Genomic DNA, 20,576 nt, shown 5'->3' on the forward strand with positions numbered 1-20,576 from the left:
TGCCGCCACTCCATCCTAAGGAAACGCGCATGCCGAAAACACTCCGCCTCACGCTCCTAGCCGCGGCCCTCACCCTTGCCGGCTGCCAACCCACGCCTCCCAAACCCACCCCCGAACCCACTCCCAGGCCGACGCTCGTCATGTCCCCGCAAACCCGCAACGAAAAGGCCGCCTTCGCCAAGTCCCATCCTCCCTATAAGCTCTTCCGCCAGAAGATCGACATGCCTACCATCCTCGTCGTCGCCGAGAACACGACCAACGACCAACTCCAATCCCTCCTCTGGTACCTCCGGACAGAAATCCGCAACGCCGCTTTCAAGAGCCTCACCCTTCAGCCCACTGCCACCCTCTACGGCCTCCCCGGCTACACCTCCGGCATCGTCGACATCTACCGCGGGCCTAAGTGCGCCGGCGAGCAGTACATCACCTCCGGACCCGATCCCTGCGGCTCCAGCATCCACAAATCGGCCTCGTACCACTGGGGCGATGGCGGCGACCCACGCTCCGACGGAGCATCCCTGATCTCCGCGACCGGCGCCGTCACTCCTGTCTTCGACTCCACCGACCACTGGCAGACCGACTCCGAAGCCCAGTCCGACCCCGACGGCTCCAGACAAGCCGCAATCGTCGCTCGCATCCACTATGCCACCACGGAGACGGCGAAGCAGTCCAAACGTGGCTCCGACATCAAGTTCTTTGTCTCCACCCCGCCCGATGAGCTTAACGCCCTCTCCTACCAGTTCGCCGACGAGCCCGGTCGGAAGCGCTTCCTCAACGAGTACGTCTTCCTCGAGCAGGAGCACCTCTGCGACGCCGGTTTTCGCACCATCAAGCTGGCCGCCGCCCCCAAACCCGGAAAGTCCTATCCGATCGCCTGCAAGTAGCGCCTACTTCTCCTCCAACCCCAGCGCCCCCGGCACCAGCGGATCCACGAGTGTCGTCTTCCCATCCTTCAACACAATCCCAAAGCTTCCCTGGTAGTCCCACATCGCCCACCCGACGTGCCTCGCCTCCAGCGCCGTCCGCACGTCCTTGATCCACGCCGCCCGCATCTTGGGATTGGCATACTCCCGGTACACGCCAAACTCCCCGCACCATAGCGGCACATGCCTCTTTTCCGCCCAGTCCGCCGCCGCATCGATCTCCATCCGCATCCGCGCCCCATCCCAACGCTCGGCCCCGTACCGCTGCACATAGAGCCTCACCCGGTCGTCCTGCTCCTGCGCCAGGTTTCCCGCGACAGCTTCGGGGGATGAGGGATACGGCACACCACGCAGAAAGACCCACCCCTGTACCCCCCAGTTCGCCCCCTGGTGCGTAAACCACATCGGGTCGTACTGGTGAAACGTGTAGATCACGTTGTCGTCATGCAGCGGCTCCATCGCCAGCAGCTCGTCGACCTTCGCATAAGACCCTGCCGTCGCGATCACCGTATGCCGCGCTGCCACCCCACGAATCGCCGCGACCGCTCGCGCCTGCACCCCAGCCCACCGGTACAGATCGTTGAACGCCGGCTCGTTCATGACCTCGAAGTACACCTTATCCGGGTCGGTCCCCGCATAGTGCCCGGCGAACGCCCGCCAGAACGCGCAGAACCGCCATACATCGTCGTTCCCCTCCGCCAGACGCCTCTTGTACGGTTCCTCCGGATGAATATCCAGCACCACCGCCAGCCCCGCCGCCACAATCCCCTCCACGGTCTTGTCCAGACGAGCCATCGCCTCCGGTTTCAGCTCCCCCGATTGTGCCTCGCGAATCAGCGGTTCCGGATCGATCGAAAGCCGCACATGGTCGAACCCCAACCGCTTGATCAGCGCAAAATCCTCTGCCGTCGTAAACGATGCCAACCGCGCGTCGGAGTAGTCTCCAGCCTGTGCGTACCACATGCTCAGGTTGATACCACGGTGCAGCCGCGCCGCCCGTACAAACGCGATCGACGTATCAGCCGTGGCGACTCCCGCCGTCTGCTGGGCGACCTTACGTGGAGCCTTTGCCGTCTGTGGTTGTCCGAAGGAGGAAAGGCAAACGACTCCAAGGAGTACGTGGCCAAGCAGTCGTGCAGTCGAAGCCATGAACTCTCCGGAAGCGGTACCTGGTCTTGTTTCAATGAGGCTACATCAAGGAATGCCCGAAACCGTGCAGGTCTCCCCGCCTTCTCCGGTGCATGGCTACGTCTTGCAAAGCTCCGCAGTGATCACCTCACGACGGTCCAGCGCAATCCGTTCCAGGTGATTCAGATTCAGGCAATAGAACCCAACCGCCAGGGCAGCGAGCACTGCAAACACGCCTGCCGTCAGCCACGGCAGATGCACATGATTCGCAAGAAACAGCACCCCGCCGCCAAGTCCAAGCGCCAGAAGCAAAATCACGATGCCGATCAAAGCATTTAACTGACCCTGCTTCCCCTGCCGGAACTTCCCCAGATCCATCAACGAGGGAGAATAGATTGAGCGGATATTGCCCAGTGTCAGGTTCATCATCAGCGTGAACACCAGCCAAAGGTACGTCGCGACCAGCACCGGTAGCGTCGGCACGGAGGACGTCGACAGCACAATCACCGAGGCGATCGCCAGTTCAGTCAACACCAGCGTCAACCCCACGAGATTCTTCGCCAGCACCACATCTCGCAGCCGGACTGGAGCCAGAAAGTAAAGGTGAATCCCCGGCCCATCCGTCCCCAGGATGTTGTACATGCTCGCAGTCAGCCCGAGCATGATGTACGCCAGCGTGCTCGGCAGAAGCCAGTCGCCGGGATGCTTTGCGATCCCCGAACGCGCCACCAGGATGAACACCATGAAGATCGGTGTAATCAGAGCCAGCATCAGTGGACCCGAACGCACCAGGTACCGGAATTCCTTGACGATCACTGCGGAAACCGTAGGCGAAAAGAGTCCACCCGTCGCCGCGTTCGCCGTCCCGGCAACCGGCATCTCCAGCACCGGAGCCGGTCCCGACGAGGCGACCGAAGCCACCTCCACCTGCCGCGCCGCCGTCTCCGAGAACGACTCGCCTTGGAACTCGCCCTTCAGGCGCCGCGCAAACAGCCGCAGAAACGCCACTCCCCAGATCGCCAGCGCAAAGATGGGTTGGAAGATTTTATCGGTCTTGCCCGCGGCGACGTTCGTCACCGCCGTAGCCGCCAAGCCCGGAGGCAGGACACGCAGCACCGGCTCCACGGTATGGACCACGTTCTTCGCAAACGCGATCCTCTGCGCATGCTTCACCCTTGCCTCGGGCGTATCGTGCTTGTGCGTCCCGCCGTTGATCGTGACGTTGACGTACTGGAACCCAAGCATCCCCACGAAGAACAGGCCCATCAGGATCTCTCGCGTCTTCCTCTGCGCGAAGAACCGGTCGAACCACAGGAACAGCATCCGGAAGAAGAACAGGATCGTCAAGTCCAGCAGCAGCAGAATACCCGCCGCCGGCAGAAACAACGCCGGCTTCGCCCATCCAATCCCAATCGCCGAAGCCAGCAGCATCAGCGAGCACACCACCGTCGGCGTATCCAGCAGCCCAAACAACAGCCGGATCAGCAGGTACGTCGAAAACCGGAGAGGGAAGCGGATCAGCATTCCTAGATCGAACGAGGGAGCCACCGCCTTGGTGCTGATCGACAGGCTCTGCCAGATCAGGAAGATCGCCCAAAGTACCCACGGGTAATACTTCATCGCCAGAGGCCCGTGGATGACGGCATATGAGGAGAACCCAGCACCCAGGATCGGAGCCAGAGCCAGCACTGCGAACAGCGGAAATAACAAAATCCGGGCGATCAGCTCGCCCTTGCCGCCCTTGCGCTTGAAGGTGTTCATGAATAAACGCCCGCGCACATAGCCAATCGCTGCCAGTTGCTGCCGAGGCGTGGGAATGGGAGACTCGCTGAATACTGCTCCACCTAACCCAGCCATGTGAGCTCCCGCGCCGGAGCGTCCGCCGTATGCTTCGACCCCACCACCTGGATAAAAATCTCTTCCAGCGTCGCCCGCTCACCCGAAGGCGTCTGCACCCCGGCCCGCAACTCATCGAGCGACCCATTCGTGATCAGATGGCCGTGGTCGATGATCGCGATATGCGTACACAGCCGTTCGACGATCTCCAGCACGTGCGAGGTTAGAAAGATCGTCGCCCCGCGCGCGATCATGCCCTGCAGCATCGTCTTCAGCGTGCCCGCCGCGATCGCGTCGACCCCCTCGAACGGCTCATCCAGAAACAGGATCTTGGGTCCGTGAATCACGGCCGCCGCCAGCGCCAGCTTCTTCTGCATGCCATGCGAGTAGTCGGTAATCAGCTTCTTGGGCTCGCTGGCCAGCGACATGAACTCCAGCAGTTCGGTCGTCCTCTGCCTGGTCAGCGCCTTGTCCAGCCCATACATCTGCCCGACGAACTTGAGGTACTCTGCCCCTGTCAGCCGCCCAAATAGCGCCAGCCCTTCGGGTACCACGCCGATCTGCCGCTTCACCTCCATCGGTGAGGCGGTGGCGTCCATCCCCAGAATCTCGATCTTTCCCGACGTGGGCGCAAGCAGCCCGGTCAACATCTTGATGGTGGTCGACTTACCCGCCCCATTGGGCCCAAGAAACCCGTAAAACTGACCCGGAGCGACAGAAAGATTGATATCTTCAACGGCGGTGAAATCGCCGAAGCGGCGCGTAAGTCCAGTGGTGACGACGGCAGGGGTCATAGTGTGAAGACAGCATACTGCATCCCGGCTGCGACGTCAGTCCTTGCTTGTAGTACAAGATTTTGAATGCGCTCGTAAGATCGCCGACATACACCCTTTGCGGCAGGATGATTTGATCGTGTTCAAAATCGAGGCATGCCGGTCATCCAGTGGGTCTTGCAGATGATCGCGGATACATCGGGCTTCGGCGAGCGGGCCATCGGCTTGCAGGCCGGGGGCATACACGCATCCTGTCGAAAAGCCGGAAGGCGCAGGCCCTCCGGCTGGTTTGGTGCACTGGGATAGCGCTCCCAGGCGACAGACAACAGGTTACATCGGTGGCGGGTGGTGCGCATCCACATGCACCGGCGGAGGCGGCACAGGGTGGTGCTGAGGCTTCGGGGCATCCGCATTCACCAGATCGCGCAGCTCCTTGGCAGGTTTGAAGAACGGAACGCGTTTGGCGGGAACGTCCACGCGCGCGCCCGTCTTGGGGTTGCGACCGATCCGCGGATTCCGTTTGCGCGTCCTGAAACTGCCAAATCCGCGAATCTCCACCTTGTCATCGGACTTCAAGGCGCCAATTACGGCTTCAAACATCGTGTCGACGATCACTTCTCCATCGCGTCGCGTGAGATCGCCGAGGGAGGTTACTTTGTCGACGAGGTCGGCTTTGGTCATGAGATTCTCCGGATGATCGTTCATCCTCTTGTAAGTGTAAAAAACTAGACCGCCTGATACTCCAAGCTATGGCATCTAGAGGACTTATCCCCACCATCCAAGGGGCACTCCCAAACGTCAGGGGTACCCTACGGGATGGTTACGAAAGCGCTACCGTAGGGCTTCTCCTCCATAGACGCGATGATTCGCCGTTTTGACGCAAAGAATCGTAATGTTCCGTGGAAAAAATCTCACTAGGGCAATGGAATCAAAACGTTGGCCGCTCCAAAGAGAGGTGGGACCCTCTCCGGAAGCGGCCAGTTATGTCACCCAGGTAACACTACTTCCACATAAAGTAGAAGCCCGGTGCCTGATTCAGCATCCGCGCCGGCGATGGCAACAACAGATCGTCCGCGTCGCCGTTCAGCAGCGCGGCCAGACCCTTGCGCCCCGTGCTCGGCTTCACAATCGACGGTTCACCCGAGATTCCGACATCCTTCGCCGTATCCATCAGCGCCACCCGGAATCCACCCACCTTATCGATCAGGCCTAGGGGAAGCGACTGCTGCCCGGTCCACACCTGCCCGGTCGCCAATGGCCGGATCACATCCTCCGACGTATGCCGTCCCGCCGCTACGTCATGGACGAACTGCCCGTACATGTTGTCGACCAGCCCCTGGAAGTACGCAGCCTCCTTCGGCGTCATGTCATGCGTGGGGTCGCCCGCGTCTTTCAGTTCGCCGGCGTGGATCACCACACTCTTCAGCTTCACCCACTTCATCAGGTCGCCGTAGTTGGTCCACTCCATGATCACGCCGATCGAACCCACCACGGAGGCGTCGTTTGCATAGATCTTGTCGCACGCGCTGGCGATGTAGTACGCACCCGAGGCCCCGACCGACTCGACCGAAGCGACAATCTTCTTGTGCTTCTCGGCACGGACGCGCAACACCTCGTGATAGATCTCCTGCGAGGCCGCCGCACCGCCGCCCGGCGAGTTAATGTGCAGGATAATCGCCTTCACGGAGCTGTCGTCGCCAAACTTGCGAAGCTCCTTATCCACCTTGTCCGCATCCAGAATCACGCCGTCCACATCGATTACCGCGATTGAGCTTCCGCCGAACGCCGTCGTGCTCGTGGATGAGCTGCCCGTCAAATCCTTCATTGCCGACTTGAACATCGCCGCCATCAGCACAGCCGCAACAGCCACAGTCGCCACGATAATCGCAACCCAGAACCAGGGCGAACGCCGCACCGGAGGAGCCATCGGCGCTGGGTAAGCCGGACGCGCATACGGATACGCCGCGGCATATGGAGCCTGATAGGGTGGCTGGAAGGGCGGCGGAGGAGGAGGCGGGGCTTGAGGAAAGTCTTCCGGCATAGTGCATGAAGTTTAGCAGTAACCTCTTCCACCTGCCTTGCTCACGCTCTCGTCTTTCATTTTGTTATCCCCGAAGGGCACCCGCTCTCGCCGTTGTTGTGGCTCTTGCTATGGTCGCTGCCGTCTTGGTTGTCATCGTCAAAGAGGATCTGCTGTTGCCATGGTCTTTGTTTTGCCGTAGCCTTTGCTCTTGCTCGTGCGGTCGGTCTGGGATTTCAACCAGGCCTATCCAGTCGATCAACATATTCCCAAACAGGACCACTGGGTGCGACAAATCGCCGCCCGGTGGAAAACTTCTGGTGATCCGTGCTCCCCGTAAAGTATGATCAACGCCGGTATTCGCAAACGATTGCGACCAATCGTCCCCGACAAGAGTCGAATATCACAGCAAGCCGCCCGCCGAAGGGCGCATTCAGAAGGGTTAAAAGATCGCGGTGAGCCAGCCTCGTCTTAGCATCGTCATTCCGGCCTATAACGAGAGTGCTCGCATCGAGAACACCTTGGCTCGCGTCATGCATTGCGTCTACGCACGCAACTGGGACGCGGAAGTCATGGTCGTCAACGACGGCTCTTCCGACGATACCGCCGCTATCGTAGAGCGTTGGATGCTCGATCATCCCCGTCTCCGCCTCATCCAGAATCCAGGCAACAAGGGGAAGGGCTTCTCCGTACGCAACGGCCTCCTTCAGGCTGCCGGCGAGATCGTCATGTTCACCGACGCCGATCTCTCCTCGCCGATCGAGGAGGCCGAGCTGCTCATCGCCGCCATCGACAAGGGAGCGGACGTGGCAATCGGCTCTCGCTGGCTCGATCCCGCCAAGCAGACCACCCATCAGCCTCTCTACCGCCGCTTCTTCGGACGCTGCTTCAATGCCGTCACCCGCCTCGCCATGGGCCTTCCGTTCAAAGACACCCAATGCGGCTTCAAGGCCTTCCGCTGGCCCGCCGCGCAGGTCATCTTCCGTCTGCAGCGCATCGAGCGCTGGGGTTTCGATCCTGAGATACTCTTCATCGCCCGCAAGCTCAAGATGAAGGTGGTCGAAGTTCCGGTGAGTTGGGGACACGATGAGCGCAGCCGCATCAGTTATCTCAAGGATGGCATGAAGATGCTCGAAGAGATCCTCGAGATCCGCAAGAACTATCTGCTGGGCCGCTATGACGAAGCCATCGCCAAAAAGTCCGTCCCTGCCCGCGAGACCTTCACCGGCAAAGTTCGCAGCTAACGCTCTCCCTCCCTGCATCGTGTTCCCCAGCTTCGCGACACATCATCGCGAAGCTGGGCTGCGGACTCAAGCAAAAAGGGAAGTGAACATCCACCCCTGACACGCTAGAATCGAAACTCCATGCTCCGTTCCTTCTTCATCGCCCTCTCCACCAACCGCACCCTCCGCTCTTTCTCGGAGCGCTCTTCCGTCGGCCGCGCCATGTCCAGCCGCTTCGTCGCCGGCATGCAGGTCGAGGAGGCCCTCGACGTCGCAGCCAAGCTGAACAAAGAGGGCATCGCCGTCTCCCTCGACTCTCTCGGGGAGTCGGTCTCCACGCGTGAAGAGGCCGAGCACAGCGCCAGCATCTACTACGACCTCCTCGAAGCCATCGAGACGCGCAAGCTCAACGCCAACGTCTCGCTCAAACTCACGCAGATGGGCATGGACTTCGATCCCGCCCTGGCCGAGGAGATCACCGCTGGCATCGTCGCCCGCGCCGCCATGGCCCAGTCCTTCGTTCGTATCGACATGGAGGGCTCCGGCCTCACGGACGCCACCCTGTCGATGACCCAGCGTCTCTTCCTGCGCTTTCCGGGCCGAGTCGGCACGGTCCTCCAGGCCTACCTCTTCCGCACCGAATCCGACGCCGAAAAGCTCATCGCCGAAGGCATCCGTATCCGTCTCTGCAAGGGTGCCTACAAGGAGCCGCCTGAGATCGCCTTCCCGGCAAAGGCCGACGTCGACGCCAACTACGTCAAGCTCATGAAGCGCCTCGTGACCTCCAGAGTCTTTTGCGGCATCGCGACCCACGACGAGGCCATCGTCGACCAGCTCCGCGAGTTCGTGGTCGCCAACGGAGTCCCCAAATCGGCATTCGAATTTCAGATGCTCTACGGCATCCGCCGCGACCTGCAGCGCAAGCTGGTGAAGGAGGGCTACGGCGTCCGCGTCTACGTCCCCTTCGGCACGGAGTGGTTCCCGTACTTCATGCGCCGCCTCGCCGAGCGCCCGGCCAACGTCCTCTTCCTCGCCAAGAACTTCTTCAAGAGCTAGAGAGAAAGCCCCACATCCTGGATGTGGGGCTTTCTGTTGAGTAACCAGCAATCTACCGCAACGTGGCCACGTTTTCCATGCAGAAAACCACGTCCTACCGAGCGACTAATTTCGTAAGGTCGTTAAAGATGACGAAGGCCGCAAAGCATAGTAAACAAACGAACGCCGCCTGGTAGATCCTCTCCTTCGCCACCTGGTTGATGTCGCGCCGGAACAAGCTCTCAATCAGCAGAAACAGGATCATGCCGCCGTCGAGAATCGGAATCGGCAGCAGGTTGAAGATCCCTAGATTGATAGAGATACCACTCATCAGTTCAACCAGCGGGTTCCATCCCTTCATCTGGAAGGCGATGTGAACCATCTGCCCGATCCCGATCGGTCCAGAAAGCTGTTTCACCGAAACGTGCCGCGTAAACATCCCCTTGAATACATCGCGAATCAGCAACGAACTCTTGGTGAAGAATGTGACGGATTCACCAAGCGCCTGCGGGAAGCTGTGCTTCTCCACTTCAGCCGGCGGAGCCATGAGCTGAATGCCCATGCGGTATGCCTTAACTCCCGTCGTTTCAGAGATCTCCGGGGTCAGGGTGGTGTTGACTTTCTGCCCGTCACGCAGCAGCGTGAGTTCCATGGGCTTGCCGGCCTGGTCCTGCAGGTAGGCCTGCAGGGCGATGATCGAGTGAATCGTGATGCCATCCATCGACTGGATGATGTCCTTTGGCTTCAACCCAGCGCGCTCGGCTGGAGTGCCCGATCCTACATCGGCGATCTGGATGGGAGTCTTTTGGAAGAGAGGGACAAGGCCGACGGCATCGAGGGTGAAACGCTCCGGAGTCGACTTCGACTCGATCTTCAGATTGGTATCAACCCGTTTTCCATCATGCATATAGGAGAACGGGACAACGCGGTTCAGATTCAGGAGGCTCTTGTTGCCGATGTCGTCCCAGCTTGGATTTTCCTGATCGGCGAAGTGCACGATCGTGTCGCCGGGCTCAAGGCCGACTGCTGCGGCGGGGGTGTTCGCAGGCACATAATCCGCCATGGGAGCGCCGTCGAGGTAGGCAGGCTTCTCGTAGTGGAACATGTAGAGCGCCGTCATCATGGCGATGGCGAGGATGAAGTTCGCGACCGGCCCAGCCAGTGCCACCAGGATGCGCTGCCAGCGGGGATGCGCATTGAACTCACCGGGATCGCCCGATGGCGCCTCCCCGGGGGTGTCGCCGGCCATCTTGACGTAGCCGCCAAGTGGGAGCAAAGAAAGGCGATAGTCGGTATCGCCGCGGCGGAAGCCGAAGAGCCTTTTCCCGAAGCCGATGGAGAAGGTCTCGACGCGGATACCGCATAGTTTGGCAACGGCAAAATGGCCGAACTCGTGAACCAGCACCATGATGCCGAGGACGACGAGAAGTTCAATGATGGCTTCGGGCGAAAAATGAGAAAACAAAGACAAGCGGAAACCTCGAAAGTCGTGCGAAAACGATTTTAGACCCCAGCGATGATCTGCCGCGCAAGTTCGCGTGCGGCCTGATCGGCCACAAGCACCTGTTGAATAGACGCCTGGGAGGCGTGAGTGGTTTTTTCCAGTACCTTTTCGATGGTGCGCGGAATGCCCAGAAAGGGAATTTGACCGGCCAAGAAGGCTGCGACGGCGATCTCGTCGGCGGCGTTGAGGGCGATACAGGCGGATTGTCCGGCGGCGGCGGCCTCGTAAGCGAGACGCAGACAGGGGAAACGCGACAGGTCGGGCTGGGAGAAGTCCAAGTGGCTCAATAGCTTGAGGTCGAAGGTTAGATCGGAAGGAACGCGCTCGGGGTAGGCGAGGGCATAGAGGATTGGGAGGCGCATGTCGGTGACCGAGATCTGCGCGAGGATGGAGCCGTCGACGAACTCGACCAGAGAGTGAACGGTGGACTGGGGATGTACTGTGACCTGCACCTGGGCGGGCGGTAAGTCGAACAAACGGCAGGCCTCGATGACCTCAAAGCCCTTGTTCATCATGGTGGCGGAGTCGATGGTGATGCGTTGTCCCATGGTCCAGGTGGGGTGCTTGAGGGCCTGGGCGGGGGTGATATGTTCGAAGTCCGCGGCGGGTGTGTTGCGGAAGGGGCCGCCCGAGGCGGTGAGCCATATCTGCTTGACTTCATTGGGACTTCCGCCGCGCATGGCCTGGTGAACGGCGTTGTGTTCGGAGTCGATGGGCAGGAGGGCTACATTGTGCTTTTTGGCGGCGGCGATGATGAGATCGCCGGCGGCGACGAGACACTCCTTGTTGGCTAACCCTATGGTTTTGCCTGCACATATGGCGGCGTAGGTGGCTTCGAGGCCGGCTACGCCGACGATGGCGGAGACGACGAAGTCGACTTCGGGGTGGGTGGCGACGACGGTGGCGCCTTCCGAGCCCCAGAGAACCTCGATTTCGTGGTGGCCAGCCTGATGGAGCATGGTGCGCAAACGCTGCGCATGCTCCTCGGTGGCCATCGAGATGACGCGTGGAAACCACTGTAAACACTGGTTATACGCGGCTTCTACATTGACGCCGGCGGCGAGGGAAACGACCTTGTAACGGTCGGGAAAGCTCTCGCAGATGGAGAGCGTGGAATGTCCGATGGAACCGGTCGAGCCAAGGATCGCGAGCTTCTTCTTCACGTTTCTATTTTCGCAGATTGGCGTGATTTTGCCTGAACTTTGGTTTTTGTGGTGGATTTCAGGCATTTGTGGTGAGTTTTACCGTTTGTTTCGGTTTTCTTGCCTTTTTCTTCGGGTTTTACCTGCAGTTTTCGAGACGCTAAAACGTGGTCTTTTGCATGGAAAACGTGGACAGGATGTGGGCTTTTGCATGGATACGGGAGACAGGGATTTTTTAGCGGGTTCGGCCGCGCATCCGGTCCTTGAGGCTGTCCATGGGAGGCTGGGCAGCGATGCCGAGTACGACGATTGCGGAGAGAAGGGCGAGAGCCTGGAGAGGGTTTGCGTGGGAGTAGGGGATGAAGGCGGCGGCGAGGAGGATGAGGGGGACGTGGAGGAGGTAGAGGGCGAAGGTTCCGTTGGCGGCGAAACGGATGGTCCGGACGGCGGGGTGGTTGCGGTCGATCCGGATCTTTTCGACGGCGAGCAGAAGGATGAGGAGGGCGATGGCGGTGGGGATGCCGAAGAGGTAGAAGCGCGGGCTGGCTCGCTGGAGGAGATGGATGTCGTGGGACCGGGTGAAGTCGAAGAGGGGGCGCACGAGGGGCTTGATGGCGTGGGCCAGGGTGCGCAGGGCGTGACGGGCGGCGAAGGCTGCGGCGGCGAGGAGGAGGACGGGAGCGGCGGTCCGGAGGATGCCGGCCAGGGGACGGGGGCGCAGCTTCTGGTAGAGGTCGTGGATGAGGCAGCCGAGGAGCCACAGAGGAAGCATGATGAGGATGGGAGGGCCGACGACGAGGGCGGTGACGAGCAGGGCTGCGATGCGGTGCCAGCCGCGACCGAAGAAGGCGATGCCGTAGAAAAGGTAGAAGAAGCACTCGTAGCAGAGGGACCAGAGGACTCCGTTGTCGTGGAGGAAGATGTCCAGACCCCAGCATTGGGCGGTGAAGGTGAGGTTGGCGAGGATCTGCGGGAGGAGGGCGGGGGTGAGATGGCGGAGGATCGCGGAGGCCAGGAGGGTGAAGAGGAGGCAGGGAAGCAGGACGGAGTAGATGCGGGAGACACGGTCGAGGGCGTAGGACCTGGCATCCGTGGCTCGTGCGGTGGTGATGAGGCGGATGACGAATCCGGAGAGGACGAAGAAGACGCCGACTCCGTTGAGAGCGTAGTCGAGGTGATAGTGCCAGACGGTGGAGTATTCGGGCTGGCTGAAGTGTCCGAAGACGACGGCGAGGGCTGCTCCGAGGCGTGCGAGGTCCAGGAGCAGAGAGCCTGAGGCCGTGACCGGTGACGCTTGAGAGGCGGGTGGCATGGATTTGGCTACTCTAGCATTGTGGGGCTCAGGGAAGGGTGGGGTAGATCGCTTCCATGGCGCTGGGCGTTCTGGTTTGAGTCTTAGGGCATGAAGCCCGGGGCGTCCCAGACTGCGGAAGATGAATGGGCGCTGGGTTTGGTGGCTTGGGCGAGGGAGCGGCTCACCTCTTTCAGAAGCAACGGCACTCTCATGAGGAGCGGGCAATGAGCAACGGCAAGGGCAAAGCAGATCCCCTTCGGGCGTGACAACAAAAGGCCAGGACAACTGCAAGAACAGTTGCCATGGCCTTTTGCTGAGAGGAGGTTTCTTTACTCCGTGGAGCGGCGGACCGGGGTGACGGTGGTGCGTTTGTTGACGCGGGGCGCGGAGGACGGTGGGCCGCCGTTCTTGCCGTTGCGGCGCTTTTTGGGGCTGGCGGTTTCTATGACGGCGCGCATCCAGTAGTTGCCCTCGGAGTCGACCTCGATGCCGTGGACCTCGCGCTCGAAGCCGGGGAAGCGCTTGCCGAACTCTTCCATGGCGATGATGAGCTTGATGACAGGGGACTCGGAGGAGCCGAGACGCTCGCCGGGCATGGACATGGGGATGCCGGGGGGGTAGGGGACGAGCATGACGGCGGCGATGCGGCCGGCCATGTCGGCGAAGCGGAGCTTCTCGGTCTCGCCGCGGACGAGCTTCTGGTAGGTCTGCGCCGGGGTGAGGACGGGGTCGAAGTCTTCATCGCAGGCTGCGTTGACGAGGCCGGCGAGGTCGAGCTCGACCATGGCGGCGTGCATCTCGTCGGAGAGCTCCTTGAGGGTCACGCTGCGGTAGCGGGTGGGGTACTTGGCGACGAGCTCGGGCAGGGCTTCTTCGAGGGGGGCCTCGGTGTCGTAGAGGCGCTTGAACTCGAAGAGGTTCTCGAGGAGTGCGCCCCACTTGCCCTTGGAGGTGCCGATGGAGAAGAGGACGAGGACGGTGTAGTCGCCGGTGCGGGCGATTTCGACGCGGCGGGAGTCGAGGAATTCGGTAAGGATGGCGCCGGGGATGCCCCAGTCGGAGATGACGCCCTGGGCGTTGACGCCGGGGGTGAGGATGGTGACCTTGGCCGGGTCGAGCATGCAGTACTCGTCGGCGATGTCTTCGTCCTGATAGCCGTGCCAGTCCTGCCCGGGCTTGAGGGTCCAGGCAGAGGAGCGGTTGGTGAGGAGACCGTCGGCGGCCTCTTCGAGGAGGTAGGTCTTGCCGTCGAGGGGGTCGAAGACGTACTCGGGCTGGTAGAGGCGGAAGAACCAGCCCTGCTCGGCCGCGCGGAGGCGATGGGCGATCGACGACATGGCCTTGCGGAAGGAGATGGCGTCCTGCAGGGTCTCGGACATGAGGGTGGGGCCGGCGGGCTCGTCCATCATGGCGGCGGCGACGTCGAGCGACGCGATGAGAGGGTAGAAGGGCGATGTGGTCCCATGCATCATGAAGGCTTCGTTGAACTGGTCGAAGTCCAGCGGGGCGCGGGGGCTGAGCTTGATGTGGACCATGGAGCCCATGGAGAAGGCCGCGAGCATCTTATGGGTGGACTGGGTGGAGAAGATGGCGGGGCGGTCGGGCATGTCGTCGGGGACGCCCATGGCGAAACGGCCCTTATAGAGCGGATGGAACTTGGCATAGGCGTACCAGGCTTCGTCGAAGTGGATGCGCGGGACGGATTCGGCGAGCTGCGTGGTGACTTTGTCGACGTCGTAACAGAGGCCGTCGTAGGTGGAGTTGGTGACGACGGCGCAGGTGGGGACCTGGGAGCGGGCACCGGCGGAGAAGGGGCTTTTGGCGATGAGGGCTTCTACATTCTCCTTGGAGAAGCGCTTGAGGGGCACGAGGCCGATCATGCCGTAGCCGTTGCGCGTGGGCTTGAAGTAGACGGGGCGCGCGCCGGTGACGGTGAGGGAGTGGCAGATGGACTTGTGGCAGTTGGCGTCGGCGAGGACGATGTCGTCCTGGGCGATGATGCCATGGCCTACGATCTGGTTCGAGGTGGAGGAGCCGGAGAGGACGAAGAAGGTCCAGTCGGCGCCGAAGATGCGGGCGGCGTTTCGTTCGGCGTCGCCCGGGGGGCCGATGTGGTCGAGCCAGGAGCCGAGGGGGGCGGTGGAGATGCCGAGATCGGCACGGAGGAGGTTTTCGCCGAAGAAGCTATGGAACTCCTGGCCAACGGGGTGTTTCAGGTACGCTACGCCGCCCATGTGGCCGGGTGCGTCCCAGGAGTAGGCTCCCTGCGCGGTGTACTTCTTGAGTTCGCGGAAGTAGGGCGGGAGGAGCTGTTCGTGGTAGCGCTCGACGGCGAAGTCGACGCGGTTGGCGATGAAGACGGGGGTGTCCCCGAAGAGGTGGATGTACTCGTGGACCTGCTTGACGACCTCGAGGGGAAGCTCGGAGACGAGGGTGCGGTCGGCGATGAGGAAGATGGGGATCTTCTTGTTGCGGCGGCGGACGGCGCGGAGGATCTGGAGCGCGGCTCGTTCGTCGAACTGGGATTCTCCGGAGAGATCCCAATCGAGGAGGATGGTGGAGTAGCTTGGGTCGGATGTGACGAGCGACAGGCCGTCTTCTGGGGTGGACGTTCGGACTACCTCGTAGCCTTCGTCGCTAATGGCGGTAACAAGCCGCTCCATGGCACGGTCAGAGACGGAGTCGGTACGTCCGACCTCGCTCGCAATCAATAAAACCCAACGGCCTTCGTTCATTCCACCTCGCCCTTCCATGCTTTATCGTACAGGCGTTTTTTGTGGGGGTGTTGCGGGGGTGTGAATGACGGGGATCTTGCGGAAAACGCAAGATTTGGAAACTCATAGGGATTGGCTTCGTCCAATAGATAGACATCTGATTCAATTTTGCTTTTCTTTTGTTTCCCGGGGGATTTTTGCGTTTTATCTCAAGTTTTGCGTTTTTGCTCACCAGCCTGGGGGCCGTGGCCCAGGAAGCTTCGTTGCCCGATGCGCCATCGACCGTTTTGCTGGCCAGCGTGGATGCCGGGAGTTCGTCTTCGGTGACGCTCGAGGGGGCTCGGGAGTACAGCTTTTATCCGGTTGGATTCGAGCAGGATGCTGCGGCGGCCGCGAAGGCCAGCGACAAGGGCAAGCAGAAGCCGATGCTGGGCACGGATCTGGACAAGGACGGACACCCGATTCCGCTCTCGCAGCAACAGCCGCAGCGGATTCTTGGATTCATGCCGAACTTTCGGTCGGTGTCGGCGGGTGGGGTGCCACCCAAGCCGGGGTGGAAGCTGAACTTCAAGGTAGCTACGCGGCAATCGTTCGATTATTCTTCGTTTCTTTTTCTGGGGATTACTTCGCTTTCGGCGGAAGGGATCAATTCGCATCCGGTGCTGGGAAAAGGTGTGGGTGGATTTTATGCCTATACCTGGCGGGGATTTCTGGATAAGACGGATGGGACTTATCTGGGGGCGTGGTTTCTGCCTAGTTTGCTGCATGAAGATACTCGCTACTATGCGATGGGAAGCGGGAACATCGCGAAGAGAATTCTGTATGTCATCAGCCGGCAGGGAGTTACTCGGACCTATGGCGGGCGGCAGACACCTAACATCGCTGGGCTAGGTGGCAAGGTGCTGACGCAGGTGATTTCGCGGGAATATTATCCGGCGGGAGCTACCGATTTCAGTGTGCTGGCTACGAAGTTCGGGTACTCGGCGATGCGGGATGTGGCGTTTACTTCGATTCGGGAGTTCTATCCGCAGATTGCGGCACACTATATCCGGAAGCACAGGGAGAAGATGGCACGGCTGGCGGCGTCGCAGAATCCCTAGGCGACTTTCTAGGTGACCTGGAACTCGGGGTCGACGGGGATTTGGAGGGCGTTGGCGATGGCGTTGGTCTCGGAGGCCATGCCGATTACGGCGAGGAGTTCGGCGTGCTGATCATCGGACATGCCTTTGGCGCGGGCGGCGGCGGTGTGGGAGTGGATGCAGTAGGTGCAGGCGTTGATGGTCGAGACGGCGATGTAGATGAGCTCTTTGGTGAGTGGGTCCAGGGTGCCGGGGGCTACCATGACCTCTTTGAGGCTGGCCCAGGTGCGCTCGAGGAGAGCGGGCTGGTTGGCGAGGGCTCGCCAGAAGTTGTTGATGAAGTCGGAGTTGCGGGTGGCGCGGATGTCGGCGAAGACGGCGGCTACACGGGGGTGGGCGGCGGCTTCGGCGTCGGTGTAGAGGTGGGCGGTGGGCATGGGACTAGATTAGTCGGCTCCGAGGTCGTTTTGGAAGTGGGCTTCTTCGCGGATGTCTTCTTCCGGGATTTGGAGCTGGCTCTGGATGATGTCGCGGAGGGTGGCCCAGACTTTGGGGGCGGTTTCCTTTTCCTGGAGTGAGCGGCGGGTTGGGGTTCTCTGGAAACCCACATCCCAGAAGCGGGATGTGGGGCACCCGGTTTTTTGCCGGGTTTAGGTGATTTGGACTGTTCGCTGGAGGCCGGTTGCGTAGTAGATGTAGGAGGACCAGGGCCATTCGGTGGGGTCGGTGACCAGGCCTCTGGTTACTGGATTGCGGTGCATGTAGCGAAGTTTTTCGATGCGCTTCTTTGTGGTGAAGACGTTGAAGTCGTAGTAACGGGGGAGCCAGAAGGGGGTCTGTTCGCTTTGGATGGATACGGAGAGTTTGAGGGCTTTGATGGCGTCACCGAGGATGATCTTGGGTGGTTCGCTCATGAGGAGATGGACGTGCTCGGGCATGATGACGTAGCCCCGGATTTCGAAGGCGTAACGGATGCGGATCTTTTCGAGGGATTGTTCGAAGAGGTTTCTGGAGGATGGGGTGGAGAGGTAGGGTTTGCGTTTGTGGCAGGAGAAGGTTACGAAGTGCAGGTGGTGCTCGCGTTGGTAACGGACTAGTCCGCGGGGCATGGTGGGATTTTAGTCGTTGTTTAGAGTGAGAGGTGGGGTGAGCTTCTCTGCAAACCCACATCCCAGAAGCGGGATGTGGGGCACCCGCAGAGGATGTATCATCCGTTACATGTTAAGTCTATTTGGCAAAGAGATCCGGCCATCGATCGACCAAGTTTTCACACCGAGACGCACGGAAGTGAATCGCGCGATATATGTTGACAGAGTTGCGCTGGAGAAGGCCCTCATTCGGGCGTTGGGCGGCTCACTGCATACGATGATCTATGGCGAGAGTGGGAGCGGGAAATCTTGGCTCTACAAAAAAGTTCTTTCGGACATCGGAGCCCTGGTGGCAACTGCAAATTGTGCGAACGCAGTTCGATTGAAGTCACTCACAGCGGAGATTCAGCAGGTCGTCGATGAAGAAGAGCCGAAGAGACTTGCAGAACATAGTGAAGAAATGAACACAACACTTAAAGCAGTTGTGGCTGAAGGTGGCCTGAAAAGTACCCGTAAATACACGTTTTCGGAGAGCGATCCATTCTTAGACTGCGTGCGTATTCTTCGGGAGCGGGCGGGATCCAATTCAGCAGTCCTAGTGATCGATAACCTGGAAATGATTTTCAGCAGCGCCGCTTTGATGGAGGAATTGGCCTCTATCGTGATTCTTCTCGATGATGCTCGCTACGCAAAATTCAGTGTAAAGTTGCTCATCGTCGGAGTTCCAAGTGATGCGAAGCGCTACCTGTCGAAGACTCATGCAAGTGTCGGAAACCGTCTTTCCGAGATCCCGGAAGTTTCAAATCTTTCATCTGATCAAGTGCGCACACTTATAAAAACTGGCTTCAGCCTGCTCAAGCTTGAGCTAGACGAAGAGACTCTCGACATGTGGCAAAAGCATGTATTTGAAATAACAATGGGCTACGCCCAGCCAGTACAAGAATACTGCCAGCAGCTTGGCTATGTGTTGGAGGATTCCAACTGGAAAATTGAACCAGAGCAACTGAAAGAAGCCAATATCGCCTGGCTCAAGCAAGGTCTCAGTCAAGCGTCAGGACTCATAAATGAATGGATGAACAAACGCGAAACCAAAGCGGGGCGGCGCAATCAGGTTTTATATGTCTTGTCGAAAAGCAAAAAAAAGACCTTCCATGTAAATGATGTCGAAAGTGCACTGCGGCTTGAATTTGCCTCCAGTACAAAACCTGATCAAACTCTTGGGGTAGGCCAAATTCTAAGCGAGTTGAGTAAAGGTCAGAATGCGATTCTAAAGCGCACACAAAGCGAGGCTAGTTACGAATTTCGAGATGCGCGGTTTGCGATGGCTCTGAGAGCTTCCCTTTACAAGGATCCGCATCGGTTTAAGATCAGCAAGCTAGATTCCCCGGTAGCAGACATCGAGTAACGTCAGCGACCGAACTTCTGTTTGCCTTGCATTTGGCTCATCATTCTTTGCTGGGCTTTGATGCCGCCTCCGCCGCCCATGTTTTTGAACATCTTGGACATTTGGCTGTACTGGCGGAGGAGGTTGTTGACCTCCTGGACGGTGGTGCCGGAGCCGGTGGCTATGCGCTTGCGGCGGCTGCCGTTGATGATGTCGGCGTTCTGGCGCTCTTTGTTGGTCATCGAGTTGATGATGTTCTCGATGCGGCTGAACTGGCTCTCGTCTACGTTTTCGGCGGCCTGGGCCATGCCGGCGAAGGGGCCTACGCTGGGGAGCATCTTTAGGATGCTCTTCATGGAGCCCATCTTCTTGATCTGGCGGAGCTGTTCGCGGAAGTCCTCTAAGGTGAAGCCTTCGCCGGTTAGGGCCTTTTTCGCGAAGTTTTCGGCTTTGCCGCGGTCGAGCTTTTCTTCGGCGCGCTCGAGGAGGGTGGCGATGTCGCCCATGCCCATGATGCGGCTGACGATGCGGTCGGGGTGGAAGGGTTCGAAGGCGTCGGGCTTTTCGCCGGTGCCGAGGAACTTGATAGGGGCTCCGGTGACCTGGCGGATGGAGAGGGCCGCGCCGCCGCGGGCGTCGCCGTCCATCTTGGTGAGGACGGCTCCGGTGATGGCGAGGAGGTCGTTGAAGGCCTTGGCGGAGTTGACGGCGTCCTGGCCGGTCATGGCGTCGGCGACGAAGAGGATCTCGGAGGGGTTGAGGAGCTTTTTGAGCTCGGCCATCTCGTCCATGAGCTCTTTGTCGATGCCGAGACGGCCGGCGGTGTCGACGATGAGGATGTCGCAGCCGAAGTTGGCGGCGTCGCGCTTGGCTTCTTTGGCGAGACGGAGGACGTCGGCGGTGCCGTGGGTGGTGTCGGGGTCGAGCTTGCCCTCGTAGATGCTGGTGCCGGTGGTGCGGGCTACTACGGCGAGCTGCTCGCGGGCGGCGGGACGGTAGACGTCGACGGAGACGAGCATGGGGCGGTGGCCGCCCTTTTTGAGCCACTGGGCGAGTTTGCCGCTGGTGGTCGTTTTGCCGGAGCCTTGCAGGCCGGCCATGAGGATTACCGATGGGGGCTGCGAGGAGAACTTGAAGCGCGCGGTGTCCTTGCCGAGGATGTTGACGAGCTCGTCGTTGACGATTTTGACGATCTGCTCGGTGGGCGAGAGGGCAGTGGCGACCTGGGTGCCGAGGGCCTTGATGCGGATCTGCTCGATGAGCTGCTTGACCACGTCGAGGTTGACGTCGGACTCGAGGAGGGCGAGGCGGATCTCGCGGAGAGCTTCGGAGATGTTCTCTTCGGTGAGGGTGCCCTGGCCGCGGAGGTTCTTAAAGGAGCGCTGGAGTTTTTCGCTTAAGTTCTCAAACATGACTGTCTCTAGGATACAGGG

General features: G+C 60.1%; 17 protein-coding genes. 5 read left to right on the forward strand and 12 right to left on the reverse strand.

Annotation, left to right across the window (positions count from 1 at the left end; translation table 11 throughout):
• The first annotated feature begins 29 nt into the window (after positions 1–29).
• Entirely contained in the window at positions 30–884 is an 855-nt protein-coding gene (locus BM400_RS11015) for a hypothetical protein (protein ID WP_089839209.1), read from the forward strand.
• Between the two features lie 3 nt (positions 885–887).
• Here BM400_RS11015 and BM400_RS11020 read toward each other — a convergent pair whose 3' ends face one another.
• The 5 genes from BM400_RS11020 to sppA form a co-directional block, all read right to left on the reverse strand.
• A complete protein-coding gene (locus BM400_RS11020) occupies positions 888–2,072 on the reverse strand; it encodes a glycoside hydrolase family 5 protein (protein ID WP_089839210.1) in 1,185 nt (394 codons plus the stop codon).
• A 96-nt stretch (positions 2,073–2,168) separates the two neighbouring features.
• Positions 2,169–3,908: a hypothetical protein gene (locus BM400_RS11025; protein ID WP_175528979.1), complete on the reverse strand. Its 1,740-nt coding sequence runs from the start codon at positions 3,906–3,908 to the stop codon at positions 2,169–2,171.
• Complete coding sequence (locus BM400_RS11030; RefSeq protein ID WP_089839212.1) at positions 3,896–4,681, reverse strand: ABC transporter ATP-binding protein; 786 nt, start codon at positions 4,679–4,681, stop codon at positions 3,896–3,898. Before BM400_RS11030 ends, BM400_RS11025 begins: the two co-directional genes overlap by 13 nt.
• Positions 4,682–4,990: 309 nt before the next feature.
• Positions 4,991–5,341 (reverse strand): HU family DNA-binding protein, encoded by a 351-nt coding sequence (locus BM400_RS11035; RefSeq protein ID WP_089841771.1) that lies wholly within the window; start codon positions 5,339–5,341, stop codon positions 4,991–4,993.
• Between the two features lie 319 nt (positions 5,342–5,660).
• A complete protein-coding gene (sppA, locus tag BM400_RS11040; RefSeq protein WP_089839213.1) occupies positions 5,661–6,701 on the reverse strand; it encodes a signal peptide peptidase SppA in 1,041 nt (346 codons plus the stop codon).
• Between the two features lie 434 nt (positions 6,702–7,135).
• On the opposite strand from sppA, the gene BM400_RS11045 reads away from it, so the two are divergent.
• Entirely contained in the window at positions 7,136–7,924 is a 789-nt protein-coding gene (locus tag BM400_RS11045) for a dolichyl-phosphate beta-glucosyltransferase (RefSeq protein WP_089839214.1), read from the forward strand.
• Between the two features lie 120 nt (positions 7,925–8,044).
• A complete protein-coding gene (locus BM400_RS11050; protein WP_089839215.1) occupies positions 8,045–8,959 on the forward strand; it encodes a proline dehydrogenase family protein in 915 nt (304 codons plus the stop codon).
• A 94-nt stretch (positions 8,960–9,053) separates the two neighbouring features.
• Here BM400_RS11050 and rseP read toward each other — a convergent pair whose 3' ends face one another.
• From rseP to BM400_RS11070, 4 genes are all read right to left on the reverse strand, one after another.
• A complete protein-coding gene (gene rseP, locus BM400_RS11055) occupies positions 9,054–10,409 on the reverse strand; it encodes an RIP metalloprotease RseP (RefSeq protein WP_089839216.1) in 1,356 nt (451 codons plus the stop codon).
• 32 nt (positions 10,410–10,441) lie between these two features.
• The gene (gene dxr / locus BM400_RS11060) at positions 10,442–11,605 is read right to left on the reverse strand and encodes a 1-deoxy-D-xylulose-5-phosphate reductoisomerase (protein WP_245781818.1); all 1,164 of its coding nucleotides are present in this window, start codon (positions 11,603–11,605) and stop codon (positions 10,442–10,444) included.
• A 214-nt stretch (positions 11,606–11,819) separates the two neighbouring features.
• Positions 11,820–12,896: an acyltransferase family protein gene (locus BM400_RS11065; protein WP_089839218.1), complete on the reverse strand. Its 1,077-nt coding sequence runs from the start codon at positions 12,894–12,896 to the stop codon at positions 11,820–11,822.
• A gap of 311 nt (positions 12,897–13,207) precedes the next feature.
• Positions 13,208–15,613 (reverse strand): Orn/Lys/Arg family decarboxylase, encoded by a 2,406-nt coding sequence (locus BM400_RS11070; protein ID WP_089839219.1) that lies wholly within the window; start codon positions 15,611–15,613, stop codon positions 13,208–13,210.
• 242 nt (positions 15,614–15,855) lie between these two features.
• On the opposite strand from BM400_RS11070, the gene BM400_RS11075 reads away from it, so the two are divergent.
• Positions 15,856–16,692, forward strand: a complete 837-nt coding sequence (locus BM400_RS11075) for a hypothetical protein (protein ID WP_245781819.1) — start codon at positions 15,856–15,858, stop codon at positions 16,690–16,692.
• A gap of 8 nt (positions 16,693–16,700) precedes the next feature.
• Here the strand turns inward: BM400_RS11075 and BM400_RS11080 are convergent, their stop codons facing one another.
• A complete protein-coding gene (locus BM400_RS11080) occupies positions 16,701–17,108 on the reverse strand; it encodes a carboxymuconolactone decarboxylase family protein (RefSeq protein WP_089839220.1) in 408 nt (135 codons plus the stop codon).
• Positions 17,109–17,321: 213 nt separating this feature from the next.
• Positions 17,322–17,780, reverse strand: a complete 459-nt coding sequence (locus BM400_RS11085) for an REP-associated tyrosine transposase (RefSeq protein ID WP_089839221.1) — start codon at positions 17,778–17,780, stop codon at positions 17,322–17,324.
• A gap of 109 nt (positions 17,781–17,889) precedes the next feature.
• On the opposite strand from BM400_RS11085, the gene BM400_RS11090 reads away from it, so the two are divergent.
• Positions 17,890–19,164 carry an ATP-binding protein gene (locus BM400_RS11090; protein WP_175528980.1) on the forward strand — a complete coding sequence of 425 codons (1,275 nt, stop codon included), beginning with the start codon at positions 17,890–17,892 and terminating at the stop codon, positions 19,162–19,164.
• Positions 19,165–19,166: 2 nt separating this feature from the next.
• Here BM400_RS11090 and ffh read toward each other — a convergent pair whose 3' ends face one another.
• On the reverse strand, positions 19,167–20,555 hold the full coding sequence (gene ffh, locus BM400_RS11095; protein ID WP_089839223.1) for a signal recognition particle protein: 1,389 nt from the start codon (positions 20,553–20,555) through the stop codon (positions 19,167–19,169).
• Positions 20,556–20,576 lie beyond the last annotated feature (21 nt).

The sequence above is a fragment of the Granulicella pectinivorans genome (genome assembly GCF_900114625.1).
GTDB classification, from domain to species: Bacteria; Acidobacteriota; Terriglobia; order Terriglobales; family Acidobacteriaceae; genus Edaphobacter; species Edaphobacter pectinivorans.

What these genes read in the sequence shown, in the direction of transcription:
- BM400_RS11015 (WP_089839209.1), top strand. Translation starts at nt 30, where the DNA reads ATGCCGAAAACACTCCGCCTCACGCTCCTAGCCGCGGCCCTCACCCTT.
- BM400_RS11020 (WP_089839210.1), bottom strand. Translation starts at nt 2,072, where the DNA reads ATGGCTTCGACTGCACGACTGCTTGGCCACGTACTCCTTGGAGTCGTT.
- BM400_RS11025 (WP_175528979.1), bottom strand. Translation starts at nt 3,908, where the DNA reads ATGGCTGGGTTAGGTGGAGCAGTATTCAGCGAGTCTCCCATTCCCACG.
- BM400_RS11030 (WP_089839212.1), bottom strand. Translation starts at nt 4,681, where the DNA reads ATGACCCCTGCCGTCGTCACCACTGGACTTACGCGCCGCTTCGGCGAT.
- BM400_RS11035 (WP_089841771.1), bottom strand. Translation starts at nt 5,341, where the DNA reads ATGACCAAAGCCGACCTCGTCGACAAAGTAACCTCCCTCGGCGATCTC.
- sppA (WP_089839213.1), bottom strand. Translation starts at nt 6,701, where the DNA reads ATGCCGGAAGACTTTCCTCAAGCCCCGCCTCCTCCTCCGCCGCCCTTC.
- BM400_RS11050 (WP_089839215.1), top strand. Translation starts at nt 8,045, where the DNA reads ATGCTCCGTTCCTTCTTCATCGCCCTCTCCACCAACCGCACCCTCCGC.
- BM400_RS11065 (WP_089839218.1), bottom strand. Translation starts at nt 12,896, where the DNA reads ATGCCACCCGCCTCTCAAGCGTCACCGGTCACGGCCTCAGGCTCTCTG.
- BM400_RS11070 (WP_089839219.1), bottom strand. Translation starts at nt 15,613, where the DNA reads ATGAACGAAGGCCGTTGGGTTTTATTGATTGCGAGCGAGGTCGGACGT.
- BM400_RS11080 (WP_089839220.1), bottom strand. Translation starts at nt 17,108, where the DNA reads ATGCCCACCGCCCACCTCTACACCGACGCCGAAGCCGCCGCCCACCCC.
- BM400_RS11085 (WP_089839221.1), bottom strand. Translation starts at nt 17,780, where the DNA reads ATGCCCCGCGGACTAGTCCGTTACCAACGCGAGCACCACCTGCACTTC.
- BM400_RS11090 (WP_175528980.1), top strand. Translation starts at nt 17,890, where the DNA reads ATGTTAAGTCTATTTGGCAAAGAGATCCGGCCATCGATCGACCAAGTT.
- ffh (WP_089839223.1), bottom strand. Translation starts at nt 20,555, where the DNA reads ATGTTTGAGAACTTAAGCGAAAAACTCCAGCGCTCCTTTAAGAACCTC.